Source organism: Bradyrhizobium tropiciagri (genome assembly GCF_018130545.1).
GTDB classification, from domain to species: Bacteria; Pseudomonadota; Alphaproteobacteria; order Rhizobiales; family Xanthobacteraceae; genus Bradyrhizobium; species Bradyrhizobium tropiciagri_A.
This window is the reverse complement of record NZ_JAFCKF010000004.1, coordinates 45151-72027: the sequence shown is the minus strand read 5'-3', so window position 1 is coordinate 72027 and position 26877 is coordinate 45151. Positions and strand designations below refer to the sequence as shown.

The window sequence follows — 26877 nt, the reverse complement described above, 5'->3', positions numbered from 1 at the left end:
GGCCCCGTGCAATGGGTAGAAAAGCACGGGGGTAGGACCACAGGTGTAACCGGAGCAATCCGGCTTTCCCTGCGCGATGGCTTACGGCTTATACGTGCTCTCCCCGGCGAGACTGGGCTTTGTTGTCACCGCCTTCACCAAACGCTTGCGCGTTTCGCGAGAGGACACCTACCACTAGGGCGTCAGGCCTGCACGATTTCACCGTCCGCATCATGCGCATTCGTCGACTGCGCAATCGGCGTCCACCGCATCTCGACCCGCGTTCGTGACGATCGCGAAGCGCCCCTCGATCGGGCGAGACGGGCAGACCATACACCGAGCTGCAATTCTGATAAAGCGAAACATTTTTGATGCGGGGCCTTGACGCATTTTGCTGAGTTGCCCGTCGGGTTGTTTTGTCGCACCCGCCGCGTCACGATCGCGGGCCCAGTCCGTAGGATTGGGTGGGCTGCTCAGACCGCACGAACCTGGGCAAGCCGTTTGATCGCGAATGCGTCGTCCCAGCAGACGGCGGCCTCCCATGCGGCCGATGCTTGCGCGGCGATGTCATGCGCGCCGGCGTCGAGACCGGCGGCGTTGTGGGGCAGCGCCAGATCAAGATCGGGGACGTCGACATGCGACTCGTCCCAGTCGATCAGCGCGACCCGATCCGCTGTCATGCGGATGTTGCGCGGGTTGGGGTCGCCGTGGACGACGCAGGTCTGACGTCCGACGAGCCGCGCCCAGGCGACCCGGCATCGCGCAACGGCCTCGGGCGGCATCGCGCCGAGATCGATCCGCGTTCCCCTCTCGGCGTGCAGCAGATCGGTCGACGATCGCCAACCCGGGCGCTGCGGCCAGCCCTGCGTCATCAGATGCAGCCGGCGGAGCGTGTCGGCCACGCGACGCCAGTCGGCTTCCGTCTCGGGCGGTTCGCCCTCCAAATATGTCATCACCACAAGACCGTCGGCGAACAGCCGGCCGTCCGTCGTCGGGATCGGCACCGGCACGATCAGGCCTTCACGGTCGAGGTATTGCAGGAGCCCGGTCTCCCACGCGAGATCGGCGTCGCTCCTGCCACCGAGACGACCGACGGCGAGGCGCCCATGGACGCGGACGCTCCACACGTCGTTGGCGACCCCGCCGGAGAGCGGCTCGATGCGCGTTGCGTCGTCACCCCACTGTCCGAGCGCCTCCCATCCCACCGGCGACCTCAAGGGCACGCCTTTCGCGCCGTGATCAGGGATATGGCAGACCTCCAACGCGGGGGCATGGAGCTTCCGGATTTTGTGAGCACACACCCCAAAGCGCGATGAGATCAGGTTGAATCGTCATCGCGCTTTGGCGCATTGTTTGAGCATGATCTCCGCGCAAACGCGTTCGCGTTTGTCGCGAGGGAAAGCCGCTTCGCACTATTCCGGATCATGCTTTATCGCGGATGTCTCGGTCGCTTGAGTTCGGCGACCTTAAACTTTCCTGCGGCTTGCAGGCTGCTGCAAAGCCACCAGGCCCTGTTTCGGTACTCGCCCAGGAACCATTTGGTCTCGACGCAATCGACATAGGATTTGTAGGTCAGGTTGTCCCGGCAGGTTGCCGAGAACGGTCCATGTGTCTGCCCGCCAGTCGACTCGCTGCACCCAACCCAAGGGTCCTTGCCGTGCGGCATGCTCGATTCGCAACCACCGTTGCAATTGCTGGCGACCTTCTCCAGCGCGGCAATCCTACCCAGCACTGAATCGGGCGCCGGCGACGGCGCCCGGACGGTTGACGATGTCGTCTGGGCGGTTCTCGATCTGCGGTGCGACACCCCTGAGGTCGCCTCCTGCGTCGGACGATTTGGCCGTGCCGCCGGCTTCGGCGCTTCGACCGTGATGGACGGAAGCGACTTGGCGGAATCTGTTTGTGACGCTGCCGGGCCGCACAGCAAGACGGTTGACAAGACGGCGATAGCTGAAGGCGCGACAAAGCTTGGTGACAATCTCATGACATGCCCTCCCAAATCCGGGACGGAACAGCCGTCCCGAGAACGGCACGGTAGCATACATACCTGGCAGTGCCACCGAGGGTTGAAGATATTTCTACTGATGACCAGCCGTTTCCGGGATTGATGAATGGACGCCATGGATCTGGAGACGCAGCTCGCAGCGCAGGTCGGCGAAGTGTTGATCGACAGCCTCGCCACTGTTCGACAATGACTGCTCCTAGCGATCCCCCAACGCCAACCGCGCGCCGAGCGCGACCAAAATACTGCCGCCGATCCGCTGCATGATCCGCTGCGACGTGCGGGAGCGCTGCAGCTTCGACATCACTGCGCTGGCGAACAACACGCAGACGATATCGACCGCCGAGAATGTCAGGTTGACGATCGTGCCGAGCAGGAACAGCTGGGCCCAGACCGGAACGCTTGCCGACGCATCGACGAATTGCGGCAGGAACGCCAGGAAGAAGATCGCGGTCTTCGGATTCAAGACCTCGACGACGATGCTTTGCGCGAAGGCGCGCTCGGCGGAGAGCGGCGCCAGCTCGGGACGCTTGGTGTTGTCGCGAGCACGGAACAGCGACAGCCCGAGCCAGACCAGATAGGCCGCGCCGGCGAGCTTCATCGCCATGAATAGCGGCGGCACCGCATGAAACAGCAGAGCGAGGCCGGCCGCCGCGGCGATGACATGGACATAGCCGCCGAGATGCAGGCCGAGCGATGCCATCAGTCCCGCGCGCCTGCCGCCGGCCAGGGTGCGGGCCGCGGCATAGAGCATGGCCGGCCCCGGGATCAGCGCAAAGGTCGCGGTGGTGATCGCAAAGGCGAGATACAATTCCATCGAACGTTTTTCGCCTCAGTTCGCCGGGATCATTGCCGCGACTTCGCGATCGATCGGATTATCGCTTTCGCCGAGCCCCGCGATCACGCCGGCGCGATCCTCGCGCTTGCGGTTCTGGCTCATCTTCTTCTTGGCATCGATCCGCGTGATCGGCATCCGGACGCCGACGATGCCGCGCAGCTGCGCCTTGACGAAATCGTCCGGAGCATCGCTGACCTGCCAGACCTCCTTGCGTGAGCTCTCGTGCAGCACGGTCAGCCGGGTCACGACATCGAGCAGGCGGTCGGCATCCTCGAAGAACTCGGCCGGGCCGTAGGCGTGCACGGCGACGTAATTCCAGGTCGGCACCACCTTGCCGTGCTCGGCCTTGGTCACATACCAGGACGGCGTCACATAGGCGTCGGGGCCCATGAAGATCGCCAGCGCCTCGCCGGTCGCCGGCAGCTTCCACTGCGGATTGGGTCGCGCGACGTGACCATACAGCGTGCCGTACGCGCCCTCGTTCTCACTGAGAATCAGCGGCAGCGGCGTGCCGATCAGCCCGTCGGCGGTCGCGGTGACCAGCGTCGCAAGCCTTGAGGCCCGTATCGCGGCGTGGATCGGGCCGAGCTCATCCATCTTGAAATGCGGCGGCAGGTACATGACAGACCTCTTCGATTGCTGCTCGCACCATAGCGCCGAAGTGGCCTATGGTAAGAGCCACTTTCGATCACAATGACTGGTCCACTATGCCCCGCTTGCGCGCCACGATCAGCATTCCCTCGCTCGGCGCGGTCGACCGCGCCGCCGGCCAGGTCGGACGCCAGATCGCGCAGGCGCTGCGTGCGGCGATCGCCAAGGGCGAATTGAAGGCCGGGGAATTGCTGCCGTCGACCCGCGCGCTGTCGGCCTCGCTCGGCGTCGCGCGCGGCACGGTCGCGGAGGCCTTCGAACAATTGCAGGCCGAGGGCTATCTGGAATCGCAGGTCGGCGCCGGCACGCGCGTCGCGCCGACGCTGGCGGAGCAAGCACGGCCGGTCCGGCCGGCTGGCCGCAGTCCCGACAAGCCCGCGCCGATCCAGCTGCCACCGCGCGCGATGCGGCTTGCCGAGGTTGCAGCGGCGTTCACGCCGATGCCCGAAATCCCGTTTGCGATCGCGGTCCCCGGCGGCGCGGTCGCGCCCGACGACAATTGGCGCCGGCTCGGCAACCGCGTCCGCGCATCGCGCGCGGCGGCGCCTGCGAGCTACGGCGATCCGCGCGGCCTGATGGAACTGCGGCAAGCGATCGCCGACTATGTGCGCAAATCCCGCGCGGTGCATTGCGAGCCGGAGCAGGTCGTGATCACGGCCGGCACACAACAGGGCCTTTATCTCGCCGGACGCGTGCTGCTGTCAGCGGGCGATCGCGTCTGGGCCGAGGATCCCGCCTATCCCGGCATGACCGCGGTGCTCGACGATCTCGATCTCATCACTACGCGCATTGCGGTCGATGCGCAGGGCATCGACGTCGATGCTGCGATCGCCGCGTGTCCCAATGCACGCGCGGCGTTCGTGACGCCGTCGCATCAATATCCGCTGGGGATGCCGATGAGCATGGCCCGCCGCAATGCGCTGGTTGCGTGGGCGCAGCGAAGCAATGCGTGGATCGTCGAGGACGATTACGACAGCGAGCTGCGCTATGCCGGTCATCCCTTCCCGTCGATGCAGGGCCTCGCGCCGTCGCGCGTGATCTATCTCGGCACCTTGAGCAAGGTGCTGTTTCCCTCGCTGCGGCTCGGCTATGTCGTTGCGCCTTCACCGCTGATCGACGCCTTCGCCGGCGCGCGCGCCCTGCTCGACCGGCATTCGCCGACGGCCGACCAGCACGTGCTGGCGGCCTATATGCGCGAGGGGCTGTTCGAAGCTCACATCAGGCGGATTCGCGGCGTCTATGCCGCACGGCGCGCGACACTGATCGCGGCGCTCGAACGGCACATGCCCGATGACGTCACGTTGCAGCCGAGCGACCAGGGCATGCATCTGTTGTTGTGGCTGCCGCCGGGTTTCGACGATGTGCAATTGGCAAAGACCGCGCTTGCCCACGGCATCGTGGTGCGGCCGATCTCACCGATGTACAAGGCAGCGGCACGGCCCGGGCTGATGCTCGGATTCGGCGGCTTCGAACCGGAGGAACTGGAGGCAGCGGCGATACGGCTGCGGCGCATGATCGATCAGCACAGGTCGCAGCGGCGGGCCAAGCCACGCCGTGCCGACACTTGACACTGAGGTCGATACTACTGCTCGAACGCAGCCTTGAGGCGATTGAGCTGCGGCACCAGCGGATTGCCGATCGACGAGCGATCCGGCGCCGGCGCGTGGATCGTGGTGTCGAGCCGGCGGACGCGCGCCTGCAGGTCCATCGAGCGGGCGATCAGCTGCTGCAATTGCTCCGGCAGCTTGGTCACCATGTCGACCGGGCCGGGATCGGCGGCCGACAGCTTCACCTTGGTCTTCTCGCGATTGGCCTGGGTCAGCGTCATCTCGCCTTCCTTGACCGCGCGATGCAGCAGCAGCCAGGACGCGAGCTGCATCAGCCGCGTGGTCAGGCGCATGCTTTCGGTGGCATAGGTCAGGCTGACGGACCGTTCCAGCGCCTTGGCCTCGGTGCGTCCGTCGCCATCGAGATAGGCCGCGGTCTGCTCGACCAGATCCATGCCTTCCCGGAACAGCACGCCGAATGCCGCAGAATTGGTCAGCCGTTCGCTGAACAGCACAAGCCCGGCTTCGTTCTGGGAACGATCGGCCATGGTTAACGCCCTCACACCATCTTAACGCCCACTGGCATCTCACGCGCCAGCTTATGATGAACAAATCATTGCGCGGGCGCGCCGAAGAGTCCAGCCGCAACCGGATTTATGGTTTCCAGCGGCGGACGCAACAAAAAAGAGCCGCCGTTTCCGGCGGCTTTTGAAGTTGATAACAGGGAGGCGTCAAACAGAGTGGACAGGAGCCACTCGGTGTCCAAACGAGGACAATGCAGTCATAATCGAGAAAGCTTAACCGACCGTAAATGAGCAGATTTCTTCAGGCTTTGTTTGCCATGTCGGCCATTGACCTAGTTTGGGACAGGTACGGATTGATTCCGTCCAACTCATCCCCGAGGGCCGTCTCGGCCTGATGCGCAATTGCACACGCGGGCCGGGACCCATAACCACCAATGCCCACATTGCGCGCGGCTGTTATGGGTCCCGGATCGCGCTCGCTTTGCTCGCTTGTCCGGGACGACGTGATGTGATGTTGCAGCGTTACGACTTGGCGCTACGACTTGAAGAACGCGTTCGCGGCATCCTTCGACGCGCGCTTCTTCGTCATCGCTTCCTTCAAGCGATCGACTTCGGCGGTGAGCAGCGCGATGCGCTCGGTCAATTCCTCGACCGACAGCAGCGAGAGATCCTGTCCGATCTCGTGGCTGATCTTCTTCCGCGGCCGGTCCTCATCCTCAATCGGCATGTGTCCTCCCGCGACGCTGATCTGGTGCCGCGCATCCAGAGAAAGTGAATATCCGCGCAGGAGAATTTTGCAGTGACTTTGGTGTGCACGCAACATCTGACGCGCTGTCACGCCACGCTGGCCCAATGGCTCAGTCCGGCCGGAAGGTTTCGCCCGGCGGTTGAGGAAATCACGGCCGAACGGCCGCGCATCTGACGGCCCGCTTCGGGGCTTAATGGCGTTTCGCTTCGTTGGAAAAGGCGGTATGCCATCCGCCAATCCTCTTCACCGACCAGGGACGAACCATGCCAAACCTGCCCGCGCAAATGACCGTCGTCGCCATCAGCAAGCCCGGTGGCCCGGAGGTGCTGGTGCCCGAGACCCGTGCGGTGCCGGCACCGAAGGCCGGCGAGATCCTGGTCAAGGTCGCGGCCGCCGGCGTCAATCGTCCCGACGTCGCGCAACGCTCCGGCTCCTATCCGCCGCCGCCCGGCGCGAGCGACCTGCCCGGCCTCGAGATCGCGGGCGAAGTGGTCGCGCTCGGCGAAGGCGCCAAGCACAAGATCGGTGACAAGGTGATGTCGCTCGTCGCCGGCGGCGGCTACGCGCAATACTGCATCGCGCAGGACGCGCAGGCGATGACTGTGCCGCCCTCGCTGTCGATGCAGGAAGCCGGCGCCATTCCGGAAACGCTGATGACGGTGTGGCACAACGTGTTCGAGCGCGGCGCGCTGAAGGCCGGCGAGACGCTCTTGATTCACGGCGGTTCGTCGGGCATCGGCACGATGGCGATCCAGCTTGCCAAGGCGTTCGGCGCCAAGGTGATCGTCACCGTCGGCTCGCAGGACAAGGCCGATGCCTGCCTCAAGCTCGGCGCCGATTACGCCGTCAACTACAAGACCGAGGATTTCGTCGAGGCGGTGAAGAAGGCGACTGATGGTGCCGGCGCCAACGTCATCCTCGACATGGTCGGTGGCGACTATATCGACCGGAACTACGACGCTGCCGCGGTCGAGGGCCGCATCGTCCAGATCGCGTTCCTGTCGGGAACACCGAAGGCCACGGCCAACTTCGCCAAGCTGATGGTCAAGCGACTGCACCACACCGGATCGACCTTGCGCCCCCGTAGTAATGCGGACAAGGCGGCGATGGTCGCGGCGATCGACGCAAAGGTGCTGCCGTTGCTGCGCGAAGGCCGGGTCAAACCGCTGATGGACAGCACATTCCCGCTGGGAAAGGCCGCCGACGCGCACCGCCGCATGGAGACCAGCGAACATATTGGCAAAATTGTGTTGGTGGTTTAACTCTCGCAGCGGAAGCAGAGGCGGAAACCCTTTGATTCCCTTCGCTTTCGTGTCATTTATCGCGCCACCTCCGGGCCGGTCGCCGGGTCCGGGCAGTTTGTCGATCGCGGAGTACTGACATTGCGTCTGATCAGGTGCCTTGCGCTGCTGGCGCTGGGCCTCATGATGTTTGCTGCTGCGCCTGCCGCGTATGCGATCGACGCGGTCAGCGTGCGCAGCGATGCACCGGCGATCGACCTCACCGCAGTTCTCGACCATCAGCGCAGTGAAACCGACCGCATCCAGGTCTCCACTGCTCCGGGAACCGACGGCATCGTGCGCCGCATCGAAGTTCGCGCCCGCGAAGGCGGCCAGAACTGGGTGGTGTTCGCGCTCGCCAACAACACCGACGACCAGCTCGACCGCCTGATCGTCGCGCCGCACTATCGCATCGTGTCATCGGGCCTGTTGTGGCCCGACCTCGGCCTGTCGCGCATCGCCACCATCACGCCGTCGGTCGGCGATCGTCCGGAGCGGCAGGAGAGCCCGACCGCCGACGTGTTCCGCATCACGCTCGATCCCGGCGCCGTCGTCACCTATGTCGCGGAACTGCGCACCGACAAGCTGCCGCAGCTCTATCTGTGGGAACCCGACGCCTACAAGGACAAGGTCAACTCGTTCACGCTGTATCAGGGCATCGTGATCGGCATCTCGGGCCTGCTCGCGCTGGTGCTCACGATTTTGTTTGTGGTCAAGGGCAGCATCATGTTCCCCGCTGCCGCCGCACTGGCCTGGGCGGTGCTCGTCTATATCGGCGTCGATTTCGGCTTCTGGGGCAAGGTGCTCGATATGTCGAACAACGCCGAGCGCGTCTGGCGCGCGGCGGGCGAGGCGATCCTCGCGGCGACACTGCTGGTGTTCCTGTTCGCGTATCTCAATCTCAGTCGATGGCACGTGCGCTACTCGCACATCACGATCGGCTGGCTGGTCTTCCTCGGCTCGCTGGTGGCGCTGGCGCTGTTCGATCCCGCGGTCGCCTCCGGCATCGCGCGGATGTCGCTGGTCATGATCGCCTTCGCCGGCTTCGCGCTGATCGTCTATCTCTCGACCCATGGCTTCGACCGCGCGGTGCTGCTGATCCCGACCTGGTTCCTGCTGGTGGTCTGGGTGGTCGCGGCCGGCATGACGGTTGCGGGCTCCGTGACCAACGACATCGTCGGCCCGGCGCTGCTCGGCGGCCTGGTGCTGATCGTGATGCTGATCGGGTTCACGGTGATGCAGCACGCCTTCGCCGGGGGCGGCGCCACCACCGGCGTCGTCTCCGACGTCGAGCGCCGCGCACTGGCGCTGACCGGCTCCGGCGATCTGATCTGGGACTGGGACGTCTCCGCCGACAAGGTGTTCACCAGCCCGGAGACCGAGGCCCTGCTCGGGCTGAAGCGCGGCACGCTGGAAGGCCCGGCCGCGAAATGGCTCGAGGTGCTGCACCCGCTCGACCAGGACCGCTTCCGCGCCGCGCTCGACAGCGTGCTCGACCAGCGCCGCGGCCGCCTGGTGCAGGATTTCCGGCTGCGCACGCCCGACGGCCATTTCATGTGGTTCGCGCTGAAGGCGCGCCCGGTGGTCGGCTCCGACGGCGAGGTCTCGCGCGTGGTCGGCACCCTGACCGACGTCACCGAGTTCAAGAACTCGGAAGAGCGGATGCTGCATGACTCCGTGCACGACAACCTGACCGGCCTGCCCAACCGCCGGCTGTTCATGGATCGCCTCAGCGCTGTGGCCAATCTCGCCAAGACCATGCCGAACCTGCGGCCGACCTTGATGGTGATCGATCTCGACCGCTTCAAGCAGGTCAACGATTCCGTCGGCATTGCGGTCGGCGATTCCATCCTGCTGACGCTGGCGCGGCGCCTGACCCGCATCCTCAAGCCGCAGGACACGCTGGCACGGATGGCCGGCGACCAGTTCGGCCTGATCCTGCTGTCCGAGCAGGACCCGGCGCGGATCACCAATTTCGCCGAGACCATCCGCAAGACCATCCGCGCCCCGATCGCCTTCAACGACCGCGAGATCTTCCTGACCGCCTCGATCGGCCTCGCGCTGTCCGACCCGGCCGCGCCGCTGACCGACGAGATCATCAAGGACGCCGAGCTTGCGATGTATCACTCGAAGCGGATCGGCGGCGACCGCATCGACGTCTACAAGCCGGCGATGCGGGCGCGGAAGACCGATCGCCTGACGCTGGAGAGCGACCTGCGCCGTGCCATCGAGCGCCAGGAGATCACGATCCTGTACCAGCCGATCGTGCGGCTGGAAGATCGCGCGATCGCCGGCTTCGAGGCGCTGGCGCGCTGGGATCATCCGAAGCTCGGCCGGATGTCGCCGTCGGAATTCATCAACGTCGCCGAGGAGACCGGCCTGATCGTCGATCTCGGCATGTTCGTGATGGACCAGACCGCGCGCCAGCTCGCGGTGTGGCAGCGCGCGATGCGCGCCCGCGAGCCGATCTTCGCCTCGGTCAACGTGTCGTCGCGGCAGTTGCTCCGCCACGATCTGATCCACGATATCCGCACCGTGCTGTCGCGCTCGTCGGTGGCGCGCGGCACGCTGAAGCTGGAGCTGACGGAATCGCTTGTGATGGAGAATCCGGAGCACGCCGCCCAGATGCTGGCGCGGATCCGCGAGCTCGGCACCGGGCTGTCGCTCGATGATTTCGGCACCGGCCACTCCTCGCTGTCCTATCTGCAGCGCTTCCCGTTCGACACCATCAAGATCGACCAGTCGTTCGTCCGCACCACGAGCCGTGGCACCCGCCCGGTGATCCTGAAATCGATCATCGCGCTGGCGCATGATCTCGGCATGGACGTGGTCGCGGAAGGCGCCGAGACGGATTCGGATGCCGTCGAGCTCTACCAGCTCGGCTGCGAATACGCGCAGGGCTTTGCCTTCGGCGAGCCGATGGACGCCGACGCCGCGACGCGTCTGCTCACCGAGGAACGGCTGGAAGCCGCGAGCTAGGCTCTGGCGAAGGCACTCCGCCTGCCCACCCACGAATGTCATACTCCGCGAAAGCGGAGTATCCAGTACGCCGCGGCTTATCCGTGTCACTCTGACGTCTCTGGAATACTGGATCGCCCGCATTCGTGGGCGATAACAAACCAGAGCGGGGCTTCGCTTCGCGCTTCAGCGCGGCTTCGGCATTTTCTTGAACTTGACGCTCTTGCCGTCGGCCTGGCGGGTGGCGATGTAGCCGGCCTCGAGGCAGGCTTCGCGCTGCGGCATCTTCTCCTGCGGGCTGCGCAGGGTTTCCCACCACGACGCCCGGTGCGAGGCGCGTGGCAGCGCCGCGTCGATGATCTCCTCGATCTGCTCGAAGGTCAGCACGAACTCGGGAAGGTGCTGCTTCTTCAGGTAATCCCGCAGCGCGTCGTAGTCGTTCACATCGTCCTCAAGGCTTACGGTTCCGGCAACCACCCGTTAACCCATTCGGCGGCCGCTGTCGCCATTTAAGGCGACGACAAGATTTCCCGATGCATGACGGCGCATTGGAGCTGGAAATGCCATTTCGACGGGGAAACGAGGCTAGGCGGCGCTGGCGGCTATCGGCAAAGCTGCTGATCGTTGCGTCGATTGCCACCGTCCTCGGCTTCTCAGCGGTCTGCGCCGGCGTGATGTTCGACATGCGTCGCGGCGAAGAGGAACTGGCGCGCCGGACCCTAGAGAATCTGGCGTCCGGCATCGAGGCCGACATCAGTCGCAACATCGAACTCTACGATCTGTCGTTGCGCGCGGTCGCCAGCAATTTGGAGATGCCGGAGATCCGCAACGTCAGCAAGGAACTGCGCCAGCTGATCCTGTTCGATCACGCCGCGACCGCGCAGCATTTCGGCGCGATCCAGGTGTTCGATGCGGAGGGCAATCTCACCATCGACGCCGCGAGCCTCGATCCACGCCCGGAGAACCGCAGCGACGAGCAATATTTCACCATCCAGCGCGACCGTCCGGACACCGGCCTGTATATCAGCCGGCCGATGCTTCATCGCGGCGCCTACGCCATCGTGCTGAGCCGGCGGATCTCCAGCGATGACGGCCGCTTCCTCGGCGTCGTGGTCGGCTCGATCCGCTTCAGCTATTTCCACGATCTTTTCGGACGGCTGAACCTGGTGCCGGGCGATACCATCACCGTGCTGCGCAACGACCGCACCATCATCATGCGGACGCCGTTCGATCTCGACGTGATCGGCAAGAACCTCGCGGAGCAATCGGACTGGAAGGCCGACAATTTGAAAGTGGGCGGCGCCTTCTCCGGCAAGGGCCCGGTCGACGCCACGCCCAGGCTCTATGTCAGGCGCAGCAGTTCCGGGCCGCTCTATGTCGTGGTCGGCAAGCCGCTCGCGGCCGTGTTCAACCTCTGGCGTACCGAGGCCATGCGCATCGGCGCGATCATGGCTTTCCTGATCCTGTTCGTGCTCAGCGCGACGCTGGTGCTCGCCCGCGAGATCGTCCGCCGCGCCGACGCCGAGGACAAGCTCGAGGAAATGGCGACGACCGACGCCCTCACCGGCCTGAAGAACCGGCGCAAATTCGACAGTGAGATCGAGCGCGAATGGCGCCGTGCCGGCCGCTACGGCCAGCCGGTCGCGCTGCTGATGATCGATGCCGACCATTTCAAGGCCTATAACGACACCTATGGCCATCAGGCCGGCGACCAGGTGCTGGTTGGGATGGCGATCTGCATCTCGGATGCGGTGCGCCGCGCCGGCGATTGCCCGGCGCGCTTCGGCGGCGAGGAATTTGCCGTGCTGCTGCCCAACATGACCGCGCTCGAAGCCTTCAATCTGGCCGAGACGATCCGTGGCAAGGTGCAGCAATGGTGCGAGGGCGAGCTGAGCACGACGGTGAGCATCGGCGTCGCCAGCATACGACCGGGTGCAGGCCAGCAATGGGCCGACCTGATCGAAGCCGCCGACAAGGCGCTCTACGCCGCCAAGGCCAGCGGCCGCAACCAGTCGGTGCTGGCAACGGTGCCGAAGATCGCGCTGGTGGCGTGAGGGGCGCAACTCTCGCCTCGTCGTCCCTGCGAAAGTAGGGACCCATAACCACAGGCTTTCATTGTTGAAGCGAGCTGTGGCTCCAGCGTTATCCAACAACAAGCATTTGTGGTTATGGGTCCCAGGTCGCGCTGCGCTTGCCCGGGACGACGGTGAATTTGTTGCGGCGCCGAGACTCTTACACCCGCACTGACAACAACTCAGCCCCGCCGCTTCTTCTTTGGTTTCTTGCCGAACTTCGGCTTCGCCGACACGTCCGGCCACGGCGTGTGTCCGGCGTGGCCGGGCTTGCCCCGATGTTTCTTTTTCTTGCCGAACCTTGGCTCGTCGCCAGACGTCGGCTTCGAGCCTTTTCCTTCGCGATCGAATCGAGACGGCGCCCTCGATTCCTGTCTTGATGCGTAGTCTTCACGCGAACCGCCCGCGCCTTCGCGTGAAAACGCTCTCGCCTCGCGGTCCGGCTTGCCGCGTCGCTTTGCTGCCGCCTCGTCACGAGGCTCGTCGCGGCGCGGCGCACTGTGCCCGCTGTCGGCCTTGTCACGCCAAGCATCGTCCCTCGGCTTGCGCGCCGGCTTTTCCGAGCGCGCCTCTCCCTGCGGAGCATCAGCCAGCGGCTCGATGCGGATGCTGTCTTCCTTGTCTGGACGCTTGATCTTGGTGGCGAAGGAGTCCGCGACCCGCGCGGCGATCTCGAACTCGGTGGTCGTATCCATGACCTTGATGGCGCCGATGTCGCGCTTGTCGATGCCACCGCGGCGGCAGATCATCGGCAGCAGCCAGCGCGCTTCGGCATTCTTCCGGCGCCCGATCGCGGCGCGGAACCAGACGGTCGCCTCCTCCATGCCGTGGCGCGGAGACTTCCCGGTCTTCGATCGCGGCCCGGCGGCGCGCTCCTCACGGCGCGCGGCGCGATCGCCGCGTTCGCGGCCCCGCCCCTCGCCGGGATCGAGGATATCTTCGGGCGCCGGCAGCCGCGCGCGATAGAGCCGGGCCAGCGCCGCGGCGATCGCCTCGGGCGAGCGTTCGGCGAGCAAGGCCTGCGCGAGCGCCAGATCGTCCGAGGTCGTCTCCTCGGCGAACACTGCATCTTTCAGCAAGCGATCATGGTCGAGCTTGCGGATCTCGTCCGCCTGCGGCGCGGTGCCCCAGACGATATCGATGCCGGCGAGATCGAGCAGTAATTCGGCGCGCCGTCGGCGGGCCGGCGGCACCAGCAGGATGCTGACGCCCTTGCGGCCGGCGCGGCCGGTGCGGCCGGAGCGATGCTGCATCACCTCCGGGTCCTTCGGCAGATCCGCATGGATGACGAGATCGAGGCTCGGCAGATCGATGCCGCGCGCCGCCACGTCGGTCGCGACGCAAACCCGGGACCGTCCGTCGCGCAAGGCCTGCAATGCCTGGGTCCGCTCGTTCTGGGTCATCTCGCCCGACAGCGCGGCCACCGAAAATCCACGCTCCAAGAGCGCCGCCTGCAAATGCCTGACGGCTTCGCGGGTGTTGCAAAACACCAGCGCGCTCGGCGCCTCATGGAAACGCAGCACGTTGACCACCGCGTGCTCGACATCGTCGGCGGCCACCCGGATTGCGCGATACTCGATGTCGGCGTGGCCGCCCTCGTCGCCCGCGACCTCGATGCGGAATGCCTGTTGCTGATACTGCTTGGCCAGCGCGACGATGCCGCGCGGGAACGTCGCCGAGAACAGCAGGGTGCGGCGGCTATCCGGCGTGGTTTCGAGGATGAATTCCATGTCCTCGCGGAAGCCGAGATTGAGCATCTCATCAGCCTCGTCGAGCACGACGACGCGCAAGCCCGAGATATCGAGGCGGCCGCGCCGCAAATGGTCGCAGAGCCGGCCGGGCGTCCCGACCACGATGTGGGCGCCCGCGGCAAGCTCGCGCTGCTCGCGGCGCGGGTCCATGCCGCCGACACAGGAGACGACGCGGCCATCAGCATGTTCATAGAGCCAGGCGAGCTCGCGTTGCACCTGCAAGGCGAGCTCGCGCGTCGGCGCAACGATCAACGCCAGCGGTGCCGCGGCCGGTTCGAACCGCTCGGCGTCGCCGAGCAGGTCCGTTGCCATGGCCAATCCGTAGGCAACGGTCTTGCCCGAGCCGGTCTGGGCTGAAACCAGCAGATCGCGGCCGACGGCGTCGTCCGCGACCACGGCGAGCTGGACGGCGGTGGGTTGATCGTAGTTGCGCTCAGCCAAAGCGCGGGCGAGCGGCGAACTTGTGGTCGGAAAGGGCACGAGATGGGAAACCTTGATTGGTCCGGGTGCAGAACGTCGAGCGGGACGACCTGAAGCTGCGTACCCGGCAGGCGGCACAGCCGCATGACGATTTGGGGTGCTTTACGCCAAGAACAACCAAATCACCATGCCTCCGGCGCAGAAAAGCGGCGAATCAGGCCGGCTGCCCGATCGGGGAGCCTGCGATCCGGTCCATCAGTCCGGACAACCGCGACGGCGGCGGGCTGGCTGCGGCAATCAGGCCACCCGCCCCGCGCAGCGCGCCCGGCACCAGCTCGCAGGCCAGCAGCCGATCGCGCTGATACGGACCTGGCATGCGGAGCGCACCGGTTTTCTCGGCCGAAAAGCCGAAGCGGCTGTAGTAGGCGGCGTCGCCGACCAGAATGACGGCGCGGTGGCCCAGCAGTTGCGCACGCGCCAGCGCCTGCCGCATCAGTGCGGCGCCGATGCCGAGACACCGGGCGTCCTCCGCGACCGCAAGCGGGCCGAGCAGCAGGCCGGCGTGACCGGTGGCGGTCACGACCGGCCACAGCCGCAATGAGCCGACCAGACGTCCGCCACGGCGCGCGACAAACGCGAGGCCGCGCGCAGGTTTGCGGCCCTCGCGCAGCCGCTCCGAGGTCTTGGCAAAACGGCCAGGACCGAATGCAGCGTCGAGCAGACTGTCTCGCGCTGCCACGTCCGAACGGCGTTCCTGACGGATCGCAACCGGCTTGTCGTTCGGAGAACAAGATGAGGACATCACGCCACCCTCGCCAGATAGATGAAGACCTCGTCGAGGTCCCGGCACTTGAAGCGCTCGGCCAGCTCCTGCGGACGCCCCATCGCGACGACGCGGCCGTGGCTCATGATCACGACGAAGTCGCAGAGCTGCTCGACCTCGGTCATGTTGTGCGAGGACAGCAGGATGGTGGCGCCGCGCCGCTTCTGATAAGCGCGCAGCCGGCCGCGCACCCATTCGGCACGGTCGGGATCGAGCGATGCGGTGGGCTCGTCGAGCAGCAGCACGTCAGGATCGTTGATCAGCGCCTTCACCACCGCGACGCGGGTCTTCTGGCCGGCCGACAGCCGCCCGGTGACCCGGTCGAGCACGTCGCCGAGCTCGAAATCCTCGATCAGCTCCTCGATCCGGGTCTTCAGATTGGCGACGCCGTAGAGCCGGCCGAACACGGTCAGGTTCTGCCGCACCGTGAGCCGGCCCGGCAGCGCGACATAGGGGCTCTCAAAATTCATCCGGCTGAGCACCTTGTGCCGCTCGGTCGCCATGTCGTGACCCAGCACCATGGCGCGGCCGAAGCTCGGCACCACCAGGCCCATGATCATCGCGATGGTGGTGGTCTTGCCGGCGCCGTTGCCGCCGAGCAGGCCGACGGTCCAGCCCTTCGGCACGATGAAGTTCACGTCGTCGACCGCCCAATGGCTGCGGTACTTCTTGCAGAGGTCCTCGACCGCGATGGCTGGCGTGTCATCGGGATTGGGTCGGCCCGATGAATTGGCCTGGGCGGGCGTGGCGCTTGGCGACGACACTGACGTCAGATGCCTGCGGGGCAGAAAGCGTTCGATGTGGTTCATGGATCTCTCCCCTTACTCGCCCATGGTGAGCAGACCGCCCTTGTGGCGGGCGCTCTGCAGCAGGGCGACGAATGTGCTGAAGCCGATTGCGAGATAGACGGCATTGAGCGCGAGGCATTCGAGCATCAAGTCGGCGCGGAAGGTGCCGTCGAGCAGCACGGCGCGCATGCCCTCGAATACATAGGTCGGCGTCAGCGACCAGGCGACCGGGTGCAGCCAGAGCGGCAGCGCCGCGACCGGATAGTAGACGCAGCACAGCGGCAGCAGCACGATCATGATCGAATAGGCGAGGCTCTCCGCGCCAAAGCCCTGGCGGATCACGAGACCGGCGACGACGAGGCCGATCGCCCAGCTGGTCAGCACGAGGTTGAGGAAGAACACGATCAGCCCCGGGCCCATCGCATAGACGTTGAAGCCGAACAGCAGCCACGTCAGCAGCAGCACCGGCAGCGTCCCGATCACCAGCCGGATCAGGCTCATCAGCATCAGCGAGGCCGCCAGTTCAAAAGGCTGCAACGGGCTCATCATCAGGTTCGCGAGGTTGCGCGACCAGATCTCCTCCAGGAAGGTGAAGGTGAAGCCGAGCTGGCCGCGAAACAGCACGTCCCAGAGCAGGACGGCGCCGAGCAGCAGGCCGGCAGTGGAGGCCATCGCCGACTTGCTGTCGTAAAGGTAGGTGTAGAGGAAACCCCACACCAGCATCTGCATCGCCGGCCAGTAGACGATCTCGAGCAGCCGGAGCCATGACGAACGCAGGATGTAGTAATAGCGCGCCGTCATGGCGGCGATGCGGTTCAGTGACGAGCCCATAGCACGCACTCCTCTTGCTAAGGCGTTTTCGAGCGAAGTGGACGCCCGGTTCGCGTGAAGAAAACGCGTGAAAACAAAGATCGAGAGCGCCGTTTCGATTCGATCGGAACGGCGCTCGCGTCAATCGAACTCGCGGCGGATCGGGCGGCGCTTGCCGACCTTGGGCGGAAACGCCAGCAGCGCGTGGGCCTGAACCCGGACCGGATGCTCGAGGCAGGCTTTGAGCAGATCCTCCAGATGCGCGACCGAGCTGTGCAATCGGCACAGCGGCGTATCCTGGCCAAGCACGACGCGCGCCTCGACCAGGTCGACACCACGCTGCACGATCTCGAACTGCGCCAGATGCAGGTCGCAGTCGAACATCCAGCGGTAGGTCGCGTCGAGAATGCTGCCGGCCGGGACCTTGCGGCCGTCGCGGTTGACGAAGGCGTCGTTGAGCCTGCCGTCGATGCTCGCGATCTGCGACCAGTTGATGTCGGACGGCGCGGGATTGGCCGGCTGGGTGATGTAGTCGCCCTGCACGTAGCGGATGAACGGCATCGCCTCGTTGAGCAGATTGGTGATCACGGCGATGCCGGACTGCCCGGCGGCCTGCGGCTCCATCGTGACCGGGTCGAGCACGTCGAGATGCACGGTGTCCTCGCAGACATGATACTGGCCATTGGGCATTTCGAGCGCGATCCGCGTCGCCTCCTCCGAGGAATATTCGTCGAGCACAGGCACGCCGAGCTGGCGCGACCATTCCTGGCGAGCGGCACGCGAGGAATATTCCGAATGCGTCACCGCCAGATTGAGCGAGGAACGGAACTCGTCGACATGCGGCATCAGCGCATCCAGGCTCGACGGATAGAGCGAGAGGATCTTCGGCCCGAGATAGCGCAGATGCTGGGCGACGCGCGACGGCGGGATCAGGTTCGAGATGAAGGCGGTCGGATAGTCACCGCCGATCGAATCGAACCACCACGGCACGGTGTAGACATGGGCGAGCAGGTCTTCGGCACGGTAGTTGCCGCCGCTCTGCATTGCGAACTGGCGGATGCCCTGGATGGTGTCGGTAATGACGGCGTCATAGTCGACGCGGATCAGCAGGGTCTGGCCGGACGAGCCGGACGAGCGGGTCGGAAACAGGTTTTCCGGCTTGTACTTCTTGTTGACGCACTGGTCCGGGAAGGCCGCGACCAGCTCGGGCTTGGTGATCACAGGGATCTTCTGGATGTCGTCATAGTCGCGCAGGTGCTCCGGCTTGAAGCCGGCGGCATCGTACTTGGCGCGGTAGACCGGGATGTCGCGATAGGCGAGCTCGACCAGCTCCTTGATGCGGGCGAACTGCCGCGCGCGGATTTCCGACACCGGCAGATAGGGATGCCGCATGCATTCGCCGAGATAGTTTTCGGTGGCCGCGACCAGCTCCGGCGCAGCGTCGTCGGACGGCTGGAAATCCGGACGGGTGTGCTCGGTCTCCCAGAACTGGCGCTGCGGCGCGGGCGCGGTGGGGACCAGGGACGCGGCGGCCTGATCGTGCTCCGGCACCAGAGCAAGGCCGTCATCGGAAGTGCTGATTGCAAGGGTGGACGTCATTTTCAGCTCCATGATTGACGGGAGGACCGCCCGTTCATGGCGCTATCAATGGCGTGCGGCGCGCGTGGCTGCCGTGACTCGCGTCACACGCGGTCGCAACCACATCGGGAGCAAACGTCGGGCGGGTTGGGCAAAGCCGTAACCCGCCGCAACTTTATGCGATGGAGCAATGGCGGGTTACGGCTTCGCTCAACCCGCCCTACCAGACCGATTGCTTGGGACAGCTACTTGCCCCACGTCGCTTTCCTGACCCGTCCCTTGCCGCCGCACTTCTTGCAGGGCTCGGGATAGATCTTGCGTCCCGGCTCGCCCGGTTGCTTCACCACTGGAAAGCCCGTCCCGTTACACGCCTCGCACTTCTCTTCATCGGAAATAAGGTGCTTCACCATCAAACGCCCCGGATTGGAAAATCCGGAAGCCCGCGCGCGCAGGCTCCCGCCACCCGTGGCTACGAACGGCGGCAGGTTGCGGTTTCGGCGCGCATGGCTGCCCTGCGTGGCAGCGCGCACGGGAACGGCAACGCGACGATCGCCGTTGTCGGACTCGTTTGACGCGGGCTCACTTCGCCTTCAGCGCCTTCTCGTGGCCCTCGAGCGCCGCCGCCATCAGCTTCGGCAATTGCGCGGCATAGACCTCGATGAAGGTCGCGTCGCCGCAGGCCTCTGGATCACGCGCCGCCTGCTCGGCGACACGCGCGGCCTTGGCCTCGCATTTGGCGAACATGTGCCAGAACCAATCCGGGCTCTTGCCGAGCGCCGGCTTGTTCTTCTTGATGACGGCGGCGCCGACCGCGCTCATCGCGCTGACGACGCCGGCGCCCAGCGTGCTGATGGCGTGCGCGTTAAGGATATCCTCGCGCCCCTGCGCGGTGGCATTGGTCGCGGTCGCTCGCGCGGTCGTTCGTGCCTTGGCCGGCATGCTCAAGCTCCTTGTCGATCCCTTTGGCGGACGAAGCATCGGCCGCGGAAGTTGAGGAAGGCTCAAGGGGCATGGTTGAAAACCGCTATGGATTTCATTCCGCTTTTAGGCGCATCCGAGCGATCGGATCCGGAGGGGTTTTTCGAGTTCCCTCCGGCGCGCAATGCGTCAACGACCGTTACCCTTTGGCGCCGTAACGGCGGATCAGCTGATCGGCGACATCGTCGAGATTATCGCCGACCACCTGCGGCTGCGGGCCGACACCGAGGACATCGTTGCCGGGTCGCTTGATCAACGCAGCCTCCCAGCCGGCGGCAACCGCGCCCAGCGTGTCCCAGGTGTGGCAGGCGATCAGGCAGAACTCCGAGGGTTTGGCGCCGAGCTCCTTTTCGACATAGCCATAGGCCTGCCGCGACGGCTTGTGGTGCTTGACGCCGTCGGCGGAGAAGCGCCGCTCGAACAGGTCGACGATGCCGCCATTGGTCAGCTGCCGGGTCTGCACTTCCAGCAGATTGTCGGTCAGCGTGAACAGGCGAAAGCCTGCCGCGCGCAGCTTGCGCAGCGCCGCCGGCACTTCCGCGTGTGGTGGCATGGTGGAGAATTTCTCGGTCAGCTCCTTCTTGTCGGACTCGTTGATCGCGATGCCGCGCGTGTCAGCCAACATCTTCATGACGGCGGCGCCGATATCGGTGAACGGCACGTAGCATCCGGCCACGGTGAGCGAAGCCGAGTACATGATGAAGTTCGCGAACCACAGCCGCATCGCGCTCTTGTCGTTGAAGATGCGTGCGAACACCGGCTCCATGGTCTCGAGGTCGAGCAGGGTTTCGTTGACGTCGAACACGATCAGAGGAAGCGCCATTTTCTTGGTCTCCGTTTGCTGGTTTGGTGATCTCAGCCCTTGTCTTTCATACGGCTGCGGTGCGCCGCCTGCTTGGCGCGGTTGCCGCAGATCGCCATGCTGCACCAGCGGCGCGCACGCGCTCGGGTGTGATCGGCAAACATCAAAGTGCAGGCCGGGCCCTCGCACGCCTTGATGTCGGAAAAGCTTTCCTCGCAGACGACCCTCGCCATCGCCTCGCCGATCGGCAGCAGCAATGTTTCAGCCGAATGCCAGCGCCGTGTCCGCTCAAGCGCGAAGCCGTCATGATCGTCGTGGCGATGCGGCACTATCTTGCTGAACGCCTGATCGCTTTCGAGCAGCCGGTTCAGCGACTCCAGTTCCCTGAGCGCCCGCGCGGTCAGCGGCCGGCCCATATGCTTGCGCACGAAACCGCGGAACCATTCACGCAGATCGCGGGCCTGACCGGCGACCTCATCGAGCTCGCGCTGCGCCGAGCGCGCTTTGATCTCGTCGAGCACGTCTGACGGCACCAGCTTCGCCTGCGTGAGCCAGCGCAACAGGCCGTCGCCGTCGGCGATCCAGTCCACCGGTGTGTCGACCGGGGTCGCGATCGAATTGATGAAATCGAGGCCCAGACTATCGGCGATGAACATCGCGGGCGGGTGGGATTGCACGGGTGAGGCCCTCTCCTGGCGGCGTGGTTCAAGCGCGTCGCAAATAACCTGATTAAATCCATTTGACAAGTTACGATCAATGAGCCATAAGCGACGTAACCTGTCAATTGCCATTTATCTGGTTACATCAAAACGGGAGCGGAACATGTCGAACAAGGATGTCAGCGTAGTGCTTGCCCATGGCGCGTGGGCCGACGGGTCGAGCTGGGCGCGGGTGATCACGGCGCTCGACGCCGAGGGCATCGCCGCTGTAGCAGCGCCGCTGCCGCTGACCTCGCTGGCGGACGATGTCGCCGCATTGAACCGCACGCTGGACCGCGTCGAGGGACCGGTCGTACTTGTCGGCCATGCCTATGCCGGCGCTGTGATCGCCGAAGTCCGCTCGCCACGCATCAGCGCGCTGGTCTATGTCGCGGCGCTGGCGCCCGACGAGGGCGAGACGGTCGCCGACGTCTTCTATCGCGAGCCGCCGCATCCGTTCGCACCGAAACTCGCGCCCGACGCCAACGGCCTGATCTGGCTGCCCGAGTCCGCCTTTGCATCGGCCTTCGCGCAAGGTGCGCGTGCCGAGGACCTCGCGGTGCTCGCCGCCGTGCAGCGGCCGATCTCGCCGGCCTGCATCACCGTGCCGGTGGGCCGCCCGCTCTGGAAGGACATCCCGAGCTGGTTCCTGGTCGCCGAGGAGGACCGGATGATCGCGCCCGAGACCCAGCGCAGCATGGCGGCGCGGATGAAGGCTGTCGTGCGTACACATACCGTCGATCACACGCCGATCGTCACGGCGCCGAAGTTCGTCACCGACATCATCCGGGAAGCCATCCAGAGCGTTACACAGCACTGACCTCTTCGACGATTTTGGACAGGAGAGCTGCCATGCAGGAGAAGCGTCTCTCGGCCGACCGGCTCGGCGCGTTTTCCGATGCGGTGATCGCGGTCATCATCACCGTGATGGTGCTGGAGTTGAAAGCGCCGGAGGGCTCGCGCTTCGCCGACTTGCTGCCGCTGTGGCCGACCGCGATCAGCTACGCGGCGAGCTACCTGTTCATCGCGGTGATCTGGGTCAATCATCACCATCTGCTGCATCTGGTGCGACAACCGACGCCGCGGTTGATCTGGCTGAACTTCGTCCATCTGTTCGCGGTCTCGCTGCTGCCGTTCGCGACGGCGTGGGTCGCGCGGTCGCACATGTCCGCGGCGCCGGTGGTGGTCTATGCGGTGATCTTCCTGCTGATCGACCTCGCCTATCTCGCCTTCGAGCGCGCGGTGCTGGCCCAGGCTGATCAAACCATCATCTCCGAACACGTGCGGAGGTGGGCGCAGCGCCGCACGCTGCTCGCCGTACTGGTGTTCGCGGCCGGCGCGGCGATCGCGCCCTTCGTGCCACTGCTTGGCTTCGCCACGGTGTGCTGCGCACTGCTGCTCTACCTCAGGCCCGAGGCGATCAGTGGGCTTTCGACGCAGATCAAATCCTGATCCCCAAAACCTCCCTCACATCACGACCACAAGGAGTGACAGATGTCCCAGGTCAAATACCGTACCGCCGATGTCGACGGCTTCAAGGTGTTCTATCGCGCGGCCGGTTCGCCTGGCGCGCCGAAGCTGCTGCTGCTGCACGGCTTCCCGAGCGCGGGCCACATGTTCCGGGATCTGATCCCGCAGCTTGCGGACAAATTCCACATCGTGGCGCCCGACCTGCCCGGCTTCGGCCAGTCGGACATGCCGGCGCGCGACACGTTCAGCTACACCTTCGACCGCATCGCCGGCGTGATCGACCGCTTCACCGAGGTGATCGGCTTCGATCGTTACGCGGTTTATGTGTTCGACTACGGCGCGCCGACCGGCTTCCGCCTCGCGCTCAAGCATCCGGAGCGGATCACCGCGATCATCTCGCAGAACGGCAACGCCTATGAGGAAGGCCTCAGCGACGGCTGGACCCCGATCAAGGCCTATTGGCAGGATCCGTCGCCGGCGAACCGCGACGCGCTGCGCGCCTTCCTGACGCCGGAGACCACGCGCTGGCAATACACCCATGGCACGTCGGATCCGCAAGCCGTGTCGCCGGACGGACAGAACCTCGACAACTACTACATGGCGCGGCCCGGCGCGCATGACGTCCAGCTCGATTTGTTCGGCGACTACAAGAGCAACGTCGCGCTCTATCCGGCCTTCCAGAGCTACTTCCGCACCCACCAGCCGCCGTTCCTCGCGGTGTGGGGCAAGAACGATCCGTTCTTCTTGCCGCCGGGTGCCGAGGCGTTCAAGCGCGACAATCCGAAGGCCGTCGTCAAGTTCTTCGACACCGGCCACTTCGCCCTGGAGACCCATGCCGCCGAAATCGCGCAGAGCATTCGCGAATTTCTGAGCCGCTGACGCTCGCCGCTACGCCGCTGTGACACGCCAGATCACGTTGCCGACATCGTCGGCGACCAGCAGCGAGCCGTCCGGGCCGAGTGCGACGCCGACCGGGCGGCCATACGACACCTTCTCGTCGGGTGCGAGGAAGCCGGACAGGATGTCGCGCGCCGGCCCAGAAGGACGGCCGTTCTCGAACGGCACGAAGACCACCTTGTAGCCCGACAGTGTCGAGCGATTCCACGAGCCGTGCTGGCCGATCACCATGCCGTCGGGGAAACCGGGCAGCGTGCCCTTGGGCATCCAGCACAGGCCGAGCGAAGCGGTGTGACCGCCGAGCGCGTAGTCCGGCTGGATCGCCTTGGCGACCACCGCCGGATCCTGCGGCACGCGATCGTCCACCGTCTGGCCCCAGTAGCAATAGGGCCAACCGTAGAAGCCGCCGTCGCGCACCGATGTCAGGTAGTCCGGCGGCGTCTCGTCGCCGATGCCGTCGCGCTCGTTGACGACGGTCCACAGCACATTGGTGGTCGGCTCCCACGCGATCCCGACTGGATTGCGCAGGCCGCCGGCGAAGATGCGGCTGGTGCCGGCCGCGAGATCGAGCTCATAGATCGCGGCGCGGCCTTGCTCGACCTCCATGCCGTTCTCGGCGATGTTGCTGAGCGAGCCCACGCCGGCATAAAGCTTCTTGCCGTCGGCACTCGGCAGCAGGCTGCGCGTCCAGTGCCCGTCGGGCTTGAAGGTGACGAGCTTGCGTCCCTCCGCGGTGATGCGATCGGCGCCCGCGGTGTAGGGAAACGCCACCACGCCGTCGGTGTTGCCAACATAGAAGGTGTCGCCGATCAGCGCCATGCCGAACGGTTGGCGCAATCCTTCCATGAAGGCGCCGCGGCTTTCGGCGACGCCGTCACCGTCGCGGTCGCGCAGCAGCGTGATGCGGTTGGCGCTGACGCCGAGGGCTGCGGCGCGGCGCATCGTCGCCTGCATCGCATAATGAAACACGCTGCGCGGGGTGCCGGCGATCTGCGTCGCCTCCGCGATCAGGACATCGCCGTTCGGCAGCACGTTGATCCAGCGCGGATGATCGAGCCCGGCCGCGAAGGCGTTAACCTTGAGTCCGGGCGCCGCGGTCGGAAGCTGGCCCTTGTCCCAGCCCCGCGCCGTCGGCATCTTCAGCGTCGGGATCGCGCCTTGCGACTTGGCCTCCGGAATCTGCGGCGCGCTGCCCCAGGCGGGCGCCGGCTGTGCGCCCTGCATCCGCCGCCACGCCACGGCGCCGGCCCCGATCGCCGCGACGACGCGGGCAAAAACTCCAGACGTGCTCATGTACTTCCCCTGTCACTCGCGCGGTTTGATTGCGCGTTCTCAACGTGCCTTGCCGGCTGCCGCGGCCCGCAGCAGCATTCGCATAATGCCGGCCCTGATGACAGTAGTTATACGATCTTCGCAACCGCACCCGAATCGTGGACACTGACTGCACGCTCCCTTGTCAGAGCGTTTTCCTCCCTGAGACCTTGCCCGCCCCGGTCGGCGGGCTTCCTTTTACGAAGTGCCCGGTTGTTTCCACGCACCCGCAGGCGCGGCTCGACCTTGGGCCGTTATAGCCAGGAAAGCATAGCGGACCTGCAAGGGGTGCATTCTACCGGGCAGAGCGACGGTGCCGGCCTGTCAGGGCGCAAGGCTCCTCACCAAATCCTGATCCCACCTCCGCGCAGATTCACCTTCATGCGTTGCATGGCAGATCAGGAACGCTGGTCCGCGGCACCCGTTGGTCGTGACACCAGCAAGGAGTGCATGGATGCAACGGAAGACCACGATACTGACCCTGGCCGCGGCGTCGCTGATCGCAACGACGGCAGGTGCGTTCGCGCAAGGCAACTATCCTTATGGGAGCCCCGGCCCACGGTACTACGGCGGCCCACGCTATGAGACCTATCAGCCGCAGGTGATGTACAATCAGGTTCAACCGGGCTGGTATGGCGCAATGAATGGCACCAACCATCCGACGCCGAGCTCCTCGCAGGGCGACGTCGGTCCCGAAGGGAACAACAACGGCACGCTGACCGGCGTCTACCGGCAGTGGTAGCCCACGCAAATGTGAAGGCCTGTCGCTCGGATTGAGCGGCGGGCCTTTTGCTGTTCGGCGGACCGCCGTGCGTGGAGCACTCTCCAGCAACATGGAGGGTGGTCACTTCACCATCGCGCCGTAGACGATGTCCTGCACGTTCTCGCGATAATATTTGCGCAGTTCGCCGGGCGCTGCGGTTCCCACCACCATGACGAGGCGCTCCTTCGGATCGCAGACAAACTGCGTGCCGTAGGCGCCGTTCCAGGTGAACTCGCCGGGATTGCCCGGCACCGACGACAGGCCCTCGCTGGTCCGCACCGCGACCGCGAGACCGAAGCCGAAACCGCCGCGATGCGGCTCGACCGCGGCGACGTTGTTCTTGATCTCGGGTCCGAGATGGTTCGACGTCATCAGACGCACGGTGCTCGGGCTGAGGATGCGCTTGCCGTCGAGCTCGCCGCCGTTGAGCAGCATCTGCCCGAAGCGCAGATAGTCGCCGACGGTGGCGAACGAGCAGGCGCCACCGCAATCGAATTTGGTCGGCGTATCGAGCAGCTTGATCGCTTGCGGCTTGCCGGTGAGCGGATCGTTGGCGAACGGCCGCGCCAGCCGCGCCCGCTGCGCGTCGGCGGGGTGGAACGTCGCATCCTTCATGCCGAGCGGCTTCCAGACATTGGCCGCGAGATAGTCGCCGAGCCGCTGGCCGGACACCTTCTCGACGACCGCGCCGAGCACGTCGATCGAGAAGCCGTATTCGAACTCGGTGCCGGGCTGATGCACCAGAGGCAGCTGGGTGATGCGATCGATGAAGGCCTGAGTGTCGCCCTCGACCGCCGGCGCGGTGCCGTCGGGATAGAGCCGCGCCAGCGCGCTCGAACTGTCGGGCCGGCCGCCATACATCAGGCCCGAGGTGTGGCGATAGAGATCGTGGATGAAGATCGGTCGGGCCTGCGGCTCCATCGTCAGCGAACCGTCGGCCAGCTGCACGCCGACCCTCATGTCGGCGAATGCCGGATAATAGTCGGCGACCCTCGCCTGCAGCGGCAGCCGGCCCTGCTCCATCAGGGCGAGGCCTGCGACCGCCGCCATCGGCTTGGTCATCGACGCCAGCGCGAACACCGCGTCGATCGGCATCGGCGTGCCCTTGGCCGGGTCGAGCTGGCCATAAGCCTTGTAGTGCACCAGCCTGCCGTCACGCGCGATCGCCACCACCGCGCCGGGCACGCGG

The 26877-nt window shown here is 65.5% G+C and carries 24 protein-coding genes and 1 pseudogene; 8 read left to right on the top strand and 17 right to left on the bottom strand.

The window, feature by feature from the left end; all coding sequences use genetic code 11:
- Window positions 1-452: 452 nt before the first annotated feature.
- From JQ616_RS18015 to JQ616_RS18005, 3 genes are all read right to left on the bottom strand, one after another.
- The gene (locus tag JQ616_RS18015) at window positions 453-1184 is read right to left on the bottom strand and encodes a phosphotransferase enzyme family protein (RefSeq protein ID WP_212016515.1); all 732 of its coding nucleotides are present in this window, start codon (window positions 1182-1184) and stop codon (window positions 453-455) included.
- Window positions 1185-2180: 996 nt separating this feature from the next.
- Complete coding sequence (locus tag JQ616_RS18010) at window positions 2181-2798, bottom strand: LysE family translocator (protein ID WP_212016513.1); 618 nt, start codon at window positions 2796-2798, stop codon at window positions 2181-2183.
- A 15-nt stretch (window positions 2799-2813) separates the two neighbouring features.
- Complete coding sequence (locus JQ616_RS18005) at window positions 2814-3440, bottom strand: FMN-binding negative transcriptional regulator (protein ID WP_212016511.1); 627 nt, start codon at window positions 3438-3440, stop codon at window positions 2814-2816.
- A gap of 86 nt (window positions 3441-3526) precedes the next feature.
- On the opposite strand from JQ616_RS18005, the gene JQ616_RS18000 reads away from it, so the two are divergent.
- Entirely contained in the window at window positions 3527-5038 is a 1512-nt protein-coding gene (locus JQ616_RS18000; protein WP_212016509.1) for a PLP-dependent aminotransferase family protein, read from the top strand.
- Window positions 5039-5052: 14 nt separating this feature from the next.
- Here the strand turns inward: JQ616_RS18000 and JQ616_RS17995 are convergent, their stop codons facing one another.
- Together JQ616_RS17995 and JQ616_RS17990 are read right to left on the bottom strand one after the other, a co-directional pair.
- Window positions 5053-5565 (bottom strand): DUF1465 family protein, encoded by a 513-nt coding sequence (locus tag JQ616_RS17995; RefSeq protein WP_212016507.1) that lies wholly within the window; start codon window positions 5563-5565, stop codon window positions 5053-5055.
- 511 nt (window positions 5566-6076) lie between these two features.
- A complete protein-coding gene (locus tag JQ616_RS17990) occupies window positions 6077-6268 on the bottom strand; it encodes a DUF1192 domain-containing protein (protein WP_076865389.1) in 192 nt (63 codons plus the stop codon).
- Window positions 6269-6552: 284 nt separating this feature from the next.
- Here JQ616_RS17990 and JQ616_RS17985 point away from each other — a divergent pair, with 284 nt between their 5' ends.
- Together JQ616_RS17985 and JQ616_RS17980 are read left to right on the top strand one after the other, a co-directional pair.
- On the top strand, window positions 6553-7551 hold the full coding sequence (locus JQ616_RS17985; protein ID WP_212016505.1) for an NAD(P)H-quinone oxidoreductase: 999 nt from the start codon (window positions 6553-6555) through the stop codon (window positions 7549-7551).
- Window positions 7552-7671: 120 nt separating this feature from the next.
- Window positions 7672-10548, top strand: a complete 2877-nt coding sequence (locus tag JQ616_RS17980) for an EAL domain-containing protein (RefSeq protein ID WP_212016503.1) — start codon at window positions 7672-7674, stop codon at window positions 10546-10548.
- A 165-nt stretch (window positions 10549-10713) separates the two neighbouring features.
- On the opposite strand, the gene JQ616_RS17975 is transcribed toward JQ616_RS17980, so the two are convergent.
- On the bottom strand, window positions 10714-10971 hold the full coding sequence (locus JQ616_RS17975; protein WP_212016501.1) for a DUF7662 domain-containing protein: 258 nt from the start codon (window positions 10969-10971) through the stop codon (window positions 10714-10716).
- Window positions 10972-11087: 116 nt separating this feature from the next.
- Here JQ616_RS17975 and JQ616_RS17970 point away from each other — a divergent pair, with 116 nt between their 5' ends.
- The gene (locus tag JQ616_RS17970; protein WP_212016499.1) at window positions 11088-12581 is read left to right on the top strand and encodes a GGDEF domain-containing protein; all 1494 of its coding nucleotides are present in this window, start codon (window positions 11088-11090) and stop codon (window positions 12579-12581) included.
- A 200-nt stretch (window positions 12582-12781) separates the two neighbouring features.
- Here the strand turns inward: JQ616_RS17970 and JQ616_RS17965 are convergent, their stop codons facing one another.
- The 9 genes from JQ616_RS17965 to JQ616_RS17925 form a co-directional block, all read right to left on the bottom strand.
- Window positions 12782-14830, bottom strand: a complete 2049-nt coding sequence (locus JQ616_RS17965; RefSeq protein ID WP_212016498.1) for a DEAD/DEAH box helicase — start codon at window positions 14828-14830, stop codon at window positions 12782-12784.
- Between the two features lie 154 nt (window positions 14831-14984).
- On the bottom strand, window positions 14985-15572 hold the full coding sequence (locus JQ616_RS17960) for a GNAT family N-acetyltransferase (protein WP_212017813.1): 588 nt from the start codon (window positions 15570-15572) through the stop codon (window positions 14985-14987).
- Window positions 15572-16402, bottom strand: a complete 831-nt coding sequence (locus JQ616_RS17955; protein WP_212016496.1) for an ABC transporter ATP-binding protein — start codon at window positions 16400-16402, stop codon at window positions 15572-15574. The genes JQ616_RS17960 and JQ616_RS17955 overlap by 1 nt, the downstream gene beginning before the upstream one ends.
- A 12-nt stretch (window positions 16403-16414) precedes the next feature.
- Window positions 16415-17212, bottom strand: coding sequence for an ABC transporter permease (locus JQ616_RS17950; RefSeq protein ID WP_249136954.1), 798 nt, complete (start codon window positions 17210-17212; stop codon window positions 16415-16417).
- Between the two features lie 120 nt (window positions 17213-17332).
- A complete protein-coding gene (locus JQ616_RS17945) occupies window positions 17333-18790 on the bottom strand; it encodes a phenylacetate--CoA ligase family protein (RefSeq protein WP_212016494.1) in 1458 nt (485 codons plus the stop codon).
- A gap of 224 nt (window positions 18791-19014) precedes the next feature.
- Window positions 19015-19179 (bottom strand): hypothetical protein, encoded by a 165-nt coding sequence (locus tag JQ616_RS17940; RefSeq protein WP_212016492.1) that lies wholly within the window; start codon window positions 19177-19179, stop codon window positions 19015-19017.
- Between the two features lie 169 nt (window positions 19180-19348).
- A complete protein-coding gene (locus tag JQ616_RS17935) occupies window positions 19349-19708 on the bottom strand; it encodes a hypothetical protein (protein WP_212016490.1) in 360 nt (119 codons plus the stop codon).
- A gap of 178 nt (window positions 19709-19886) precedes the next feature.
- Window positions 19887-20570, bottom strand: a complete 684-nt coding sequence (locus JQ616_RS17930) for a haloacid dehalogenase type II (protein ID WP_212016488.1) — start codon at window positions 20568-20570, stop codon at window positions 19887-19889.
- 32 nt (window positions 20571-20602) lie between these two features.
- Window positions 20603-21205, bottom strand: a complete 603-nt coding sequence (locus JQ616_RS17925) for a CGNR zinc finger domain-containing protein (RefSeq protein WP_212017809.1) — start codon at window positions 21203-21205, stop codon at window positions 20603-20605.
- Window positions 21206-21371: 166 nt separating this feature from the next.
- Between JQ616_RS17925 and JQ616_RS17920 the strand changes: the two genes are divergently transcribed.
- The 3 genes from JQ616_RS17920 to JQ616_RS17910 are packed head-to-tail and all read left to right on the top strand — an operon-like array spanning window position 21372 to window position 23596.
- A complete protein-coding gene (locus tag JQ616_RS17920) occupies window positions 21372-22067 on the top strand; it encodes an alpha/beta fold hydrolase (protein ID WP_212016486.1) in 696 nt (231 codons plus the stop codon).
- A 32-nt stretch (window positions 22068-22099) separates the two neighbouring features.
- Window positions 22100-22699, top strand: a complete 600-nt coding sequence (locus JQ616_RS17915) for a TMEM175 family protein (protein ID WP_212016485.1) — start codon at window positions 22100-22102, stop codon at window positions 22697-22699.
- Between the two features lie 42 nt (window positions 22700-22741).
- On the top strand, window positions 22742-23596 hold the full coding sequence (locus tag JQ616_RS17910) for an alpha/beta fold hydrolase (RefSeq protein WP_212016483.1): 855 nt from the start codon (window positions 22742-22744) through the stop codon (window positions 23594-23596).
- Between the two features lie 9 nt (window positions 23597-23605).
- On the opposite strand, the gene JQ616_RS17905 is transcribed toward JQ616_RS17910, so the two are convergent.
- Window positions 23606-24907, bottom strand: a complete 1302-nt coding sequence (locus JQ616_RS17905; RefSeq protein ID WP_212016481.1) for a PQQ-dependent sugar dehydrogenase — start codon at window positions 24905-24907, stop codon at window positions 23606-23608.
- A gap of 472 nt (window positions 24908-25379) precedes the next feature.
- Here JQ616_RS17905 and JQ616_RS17900 point away from each other — a divergent pair, with 472 nt between their 5' ends.
- A complete protein-coding gene (locus tag JQ616_RS17900) occupies window positions 25380-25667 on the top strand; it encodes a hypothetical protein (RefSeq protein ID WP_212016479.1) in 288 nt (95 codons plus the stop codon).
- A 102-nt stretch (window positions 25668-25769) separates the two neighbouring features.
- Here JQ616_RS17900 and JQ616_RS17895 read toward each other — a convergent pair.
- Window positions 25770-26876, bottom strand: a pseudogene (locus tag JQ616_RS17895) (serine hydrolase domain-containing protein); the annotation flags it as partial.
- Window position 26877 lies beyond the last annotated feature (1 nt).

Bases quoted from the DNA above. Each gene is read 5' to 3' on its own strand.
- JQ616_RS18010 (WP_212016513.1), bottom strand. From the start codon at position 2,798: ATGGAATTGTATCTCGCCTTTGCGATCACCACCGCGACCTTTGCGCTG.
- JQ616_RS18005 (WP_212016511.1), bottom strand. From the start codon at position 3,440: ATGTACCTGCCGCCGCATTTCAAGATGGATGAGCTCGGCCCGATCCAC.
- JQ616_RS18000 (WP_212016509.1), top strand. From the start codon at position 3,527: ATGCCCCGCTTGCGCGCCACGATCAGCATTCCCTCGCTCGGCGCGGTC.
- JQ616_RS17995 (WP_212016507.1), bottom strand. From the start codon at position 5,565: ATGGCCGATCGTTCCCAGAACGAAGCCGGGCTTGTGCTGTTCAGCGAA.
- JQ616_RS17990 (WP_076865389.1), bottom strand. From the start codon at position 6,268: ATGCCGATTGAGGATGAGGACCGGCCGCGGAAGAAGATCAGCCACGAG.
- JQ616_RS17985 (WP_212016505.1), top strand. From the start codon at position 6,553: ATGCCAAACCTGCCCGCGCAAATGACCGTCGTCGCCATCAGCAAGCCC.
- JQ616_RS17970 (WP_212016499.1), top strand. From the start codon at position 11,088: ATGCCATTTCGACGGGGAAACGAGGCTAGGCGGCGCTGGCGGCTATCG.
- JQ616_RS17960 (WP_212017813.1), bottom strand. From the start codon at position 15,572: ATGTCCTCATCTTGTTCTCCGAACGACAAGCCGGTTGCGATCCGTCAG.
- JQ616_RS17955 (WP_212016496.1), bottom strand. From the start codon at position 16,402: ATGAACCACATCGAACGCTTTCTGCCCCGCAGGCATCTGACGTCAGTG.
- JQ616_RS17950 (WP_249136954.1), bottom strand. From the start codon at position 17,212: ATGGGCTCGTCACTGAACCGCATCGCCGCCATGACGGCGCGCTATTAC.
- JQ616_RS17945 (WP_212016494.1), bottom strand. From the start codon at position 18,790: ATGACGTCCACCCTTGCAATCAGCACTTCCGATGACGGCCTTGCTCTG.
- JQ616_RS17940 (WP_212016492.1), bottom strand. From the start codon at position 19,179: ATGGTGAAGCACCTTATTTCCGATGAAGAGAAGTGCGAGGCGTGTAAC.
- JQ616_RS17935 (WP_212016490.1), bottom strand. From the start codon at position 19,708: ATGCCGGCCAAGGCACGAACGACCGCGCGAGCGACCGCGACCAATGCC.
- JQ616_RS17930 (WP_212016488.1), bottom strand. From the start codon at position 20,570: ATGGCGCTTCCTCTGATCGTGTTCGACGTCAACGAAACCCTGCTCGAC.
- JQ616_RS17925 (WP_212017809.1), bottom strand. From the start codon at position 21,205: ATGTTCATCGCCGATAGTCTGGGCCTCGATTTCATCAATTCGATCGCG.
- JQ616_RS17920 (WP_212016486.1), top strand. From the start codon at position 21,372: ATGTCGAACAAGGATGTCAGCGTAGTGCTTGCCCATGGCGCGTGGGCC.
- JQ616_RS17915 (WP_212016485.1), top strand. From the start codon at position 22,100: ATGCAGGAGAAGCGTCTCTCGGCCGACCGGCTCGGCGCGTTTTCCGAT.
- JQ616_RS17910 (WP_212016483.1), top strand. From the start codon at position 22,742: ATGTCCCAGGTCAAATACCGTACCGCCGATGTCGACGGCTTCAAGGTG.
- JQ616_RS17905 (WP_212016481.1), bottom strand. From the start codon at position 24,907: ATGAGCACGTCTGGAGTTTTTGCCCGCGTCGTCGCGGCGATCGGGGCC.
- JQ616_RS17900 (WP_212016479.1), top strand. From the start codon at position 25,380: ATGCAACGGAAGACCACGATACTGACCCTGGCCGCGGCGTCGCTGATC.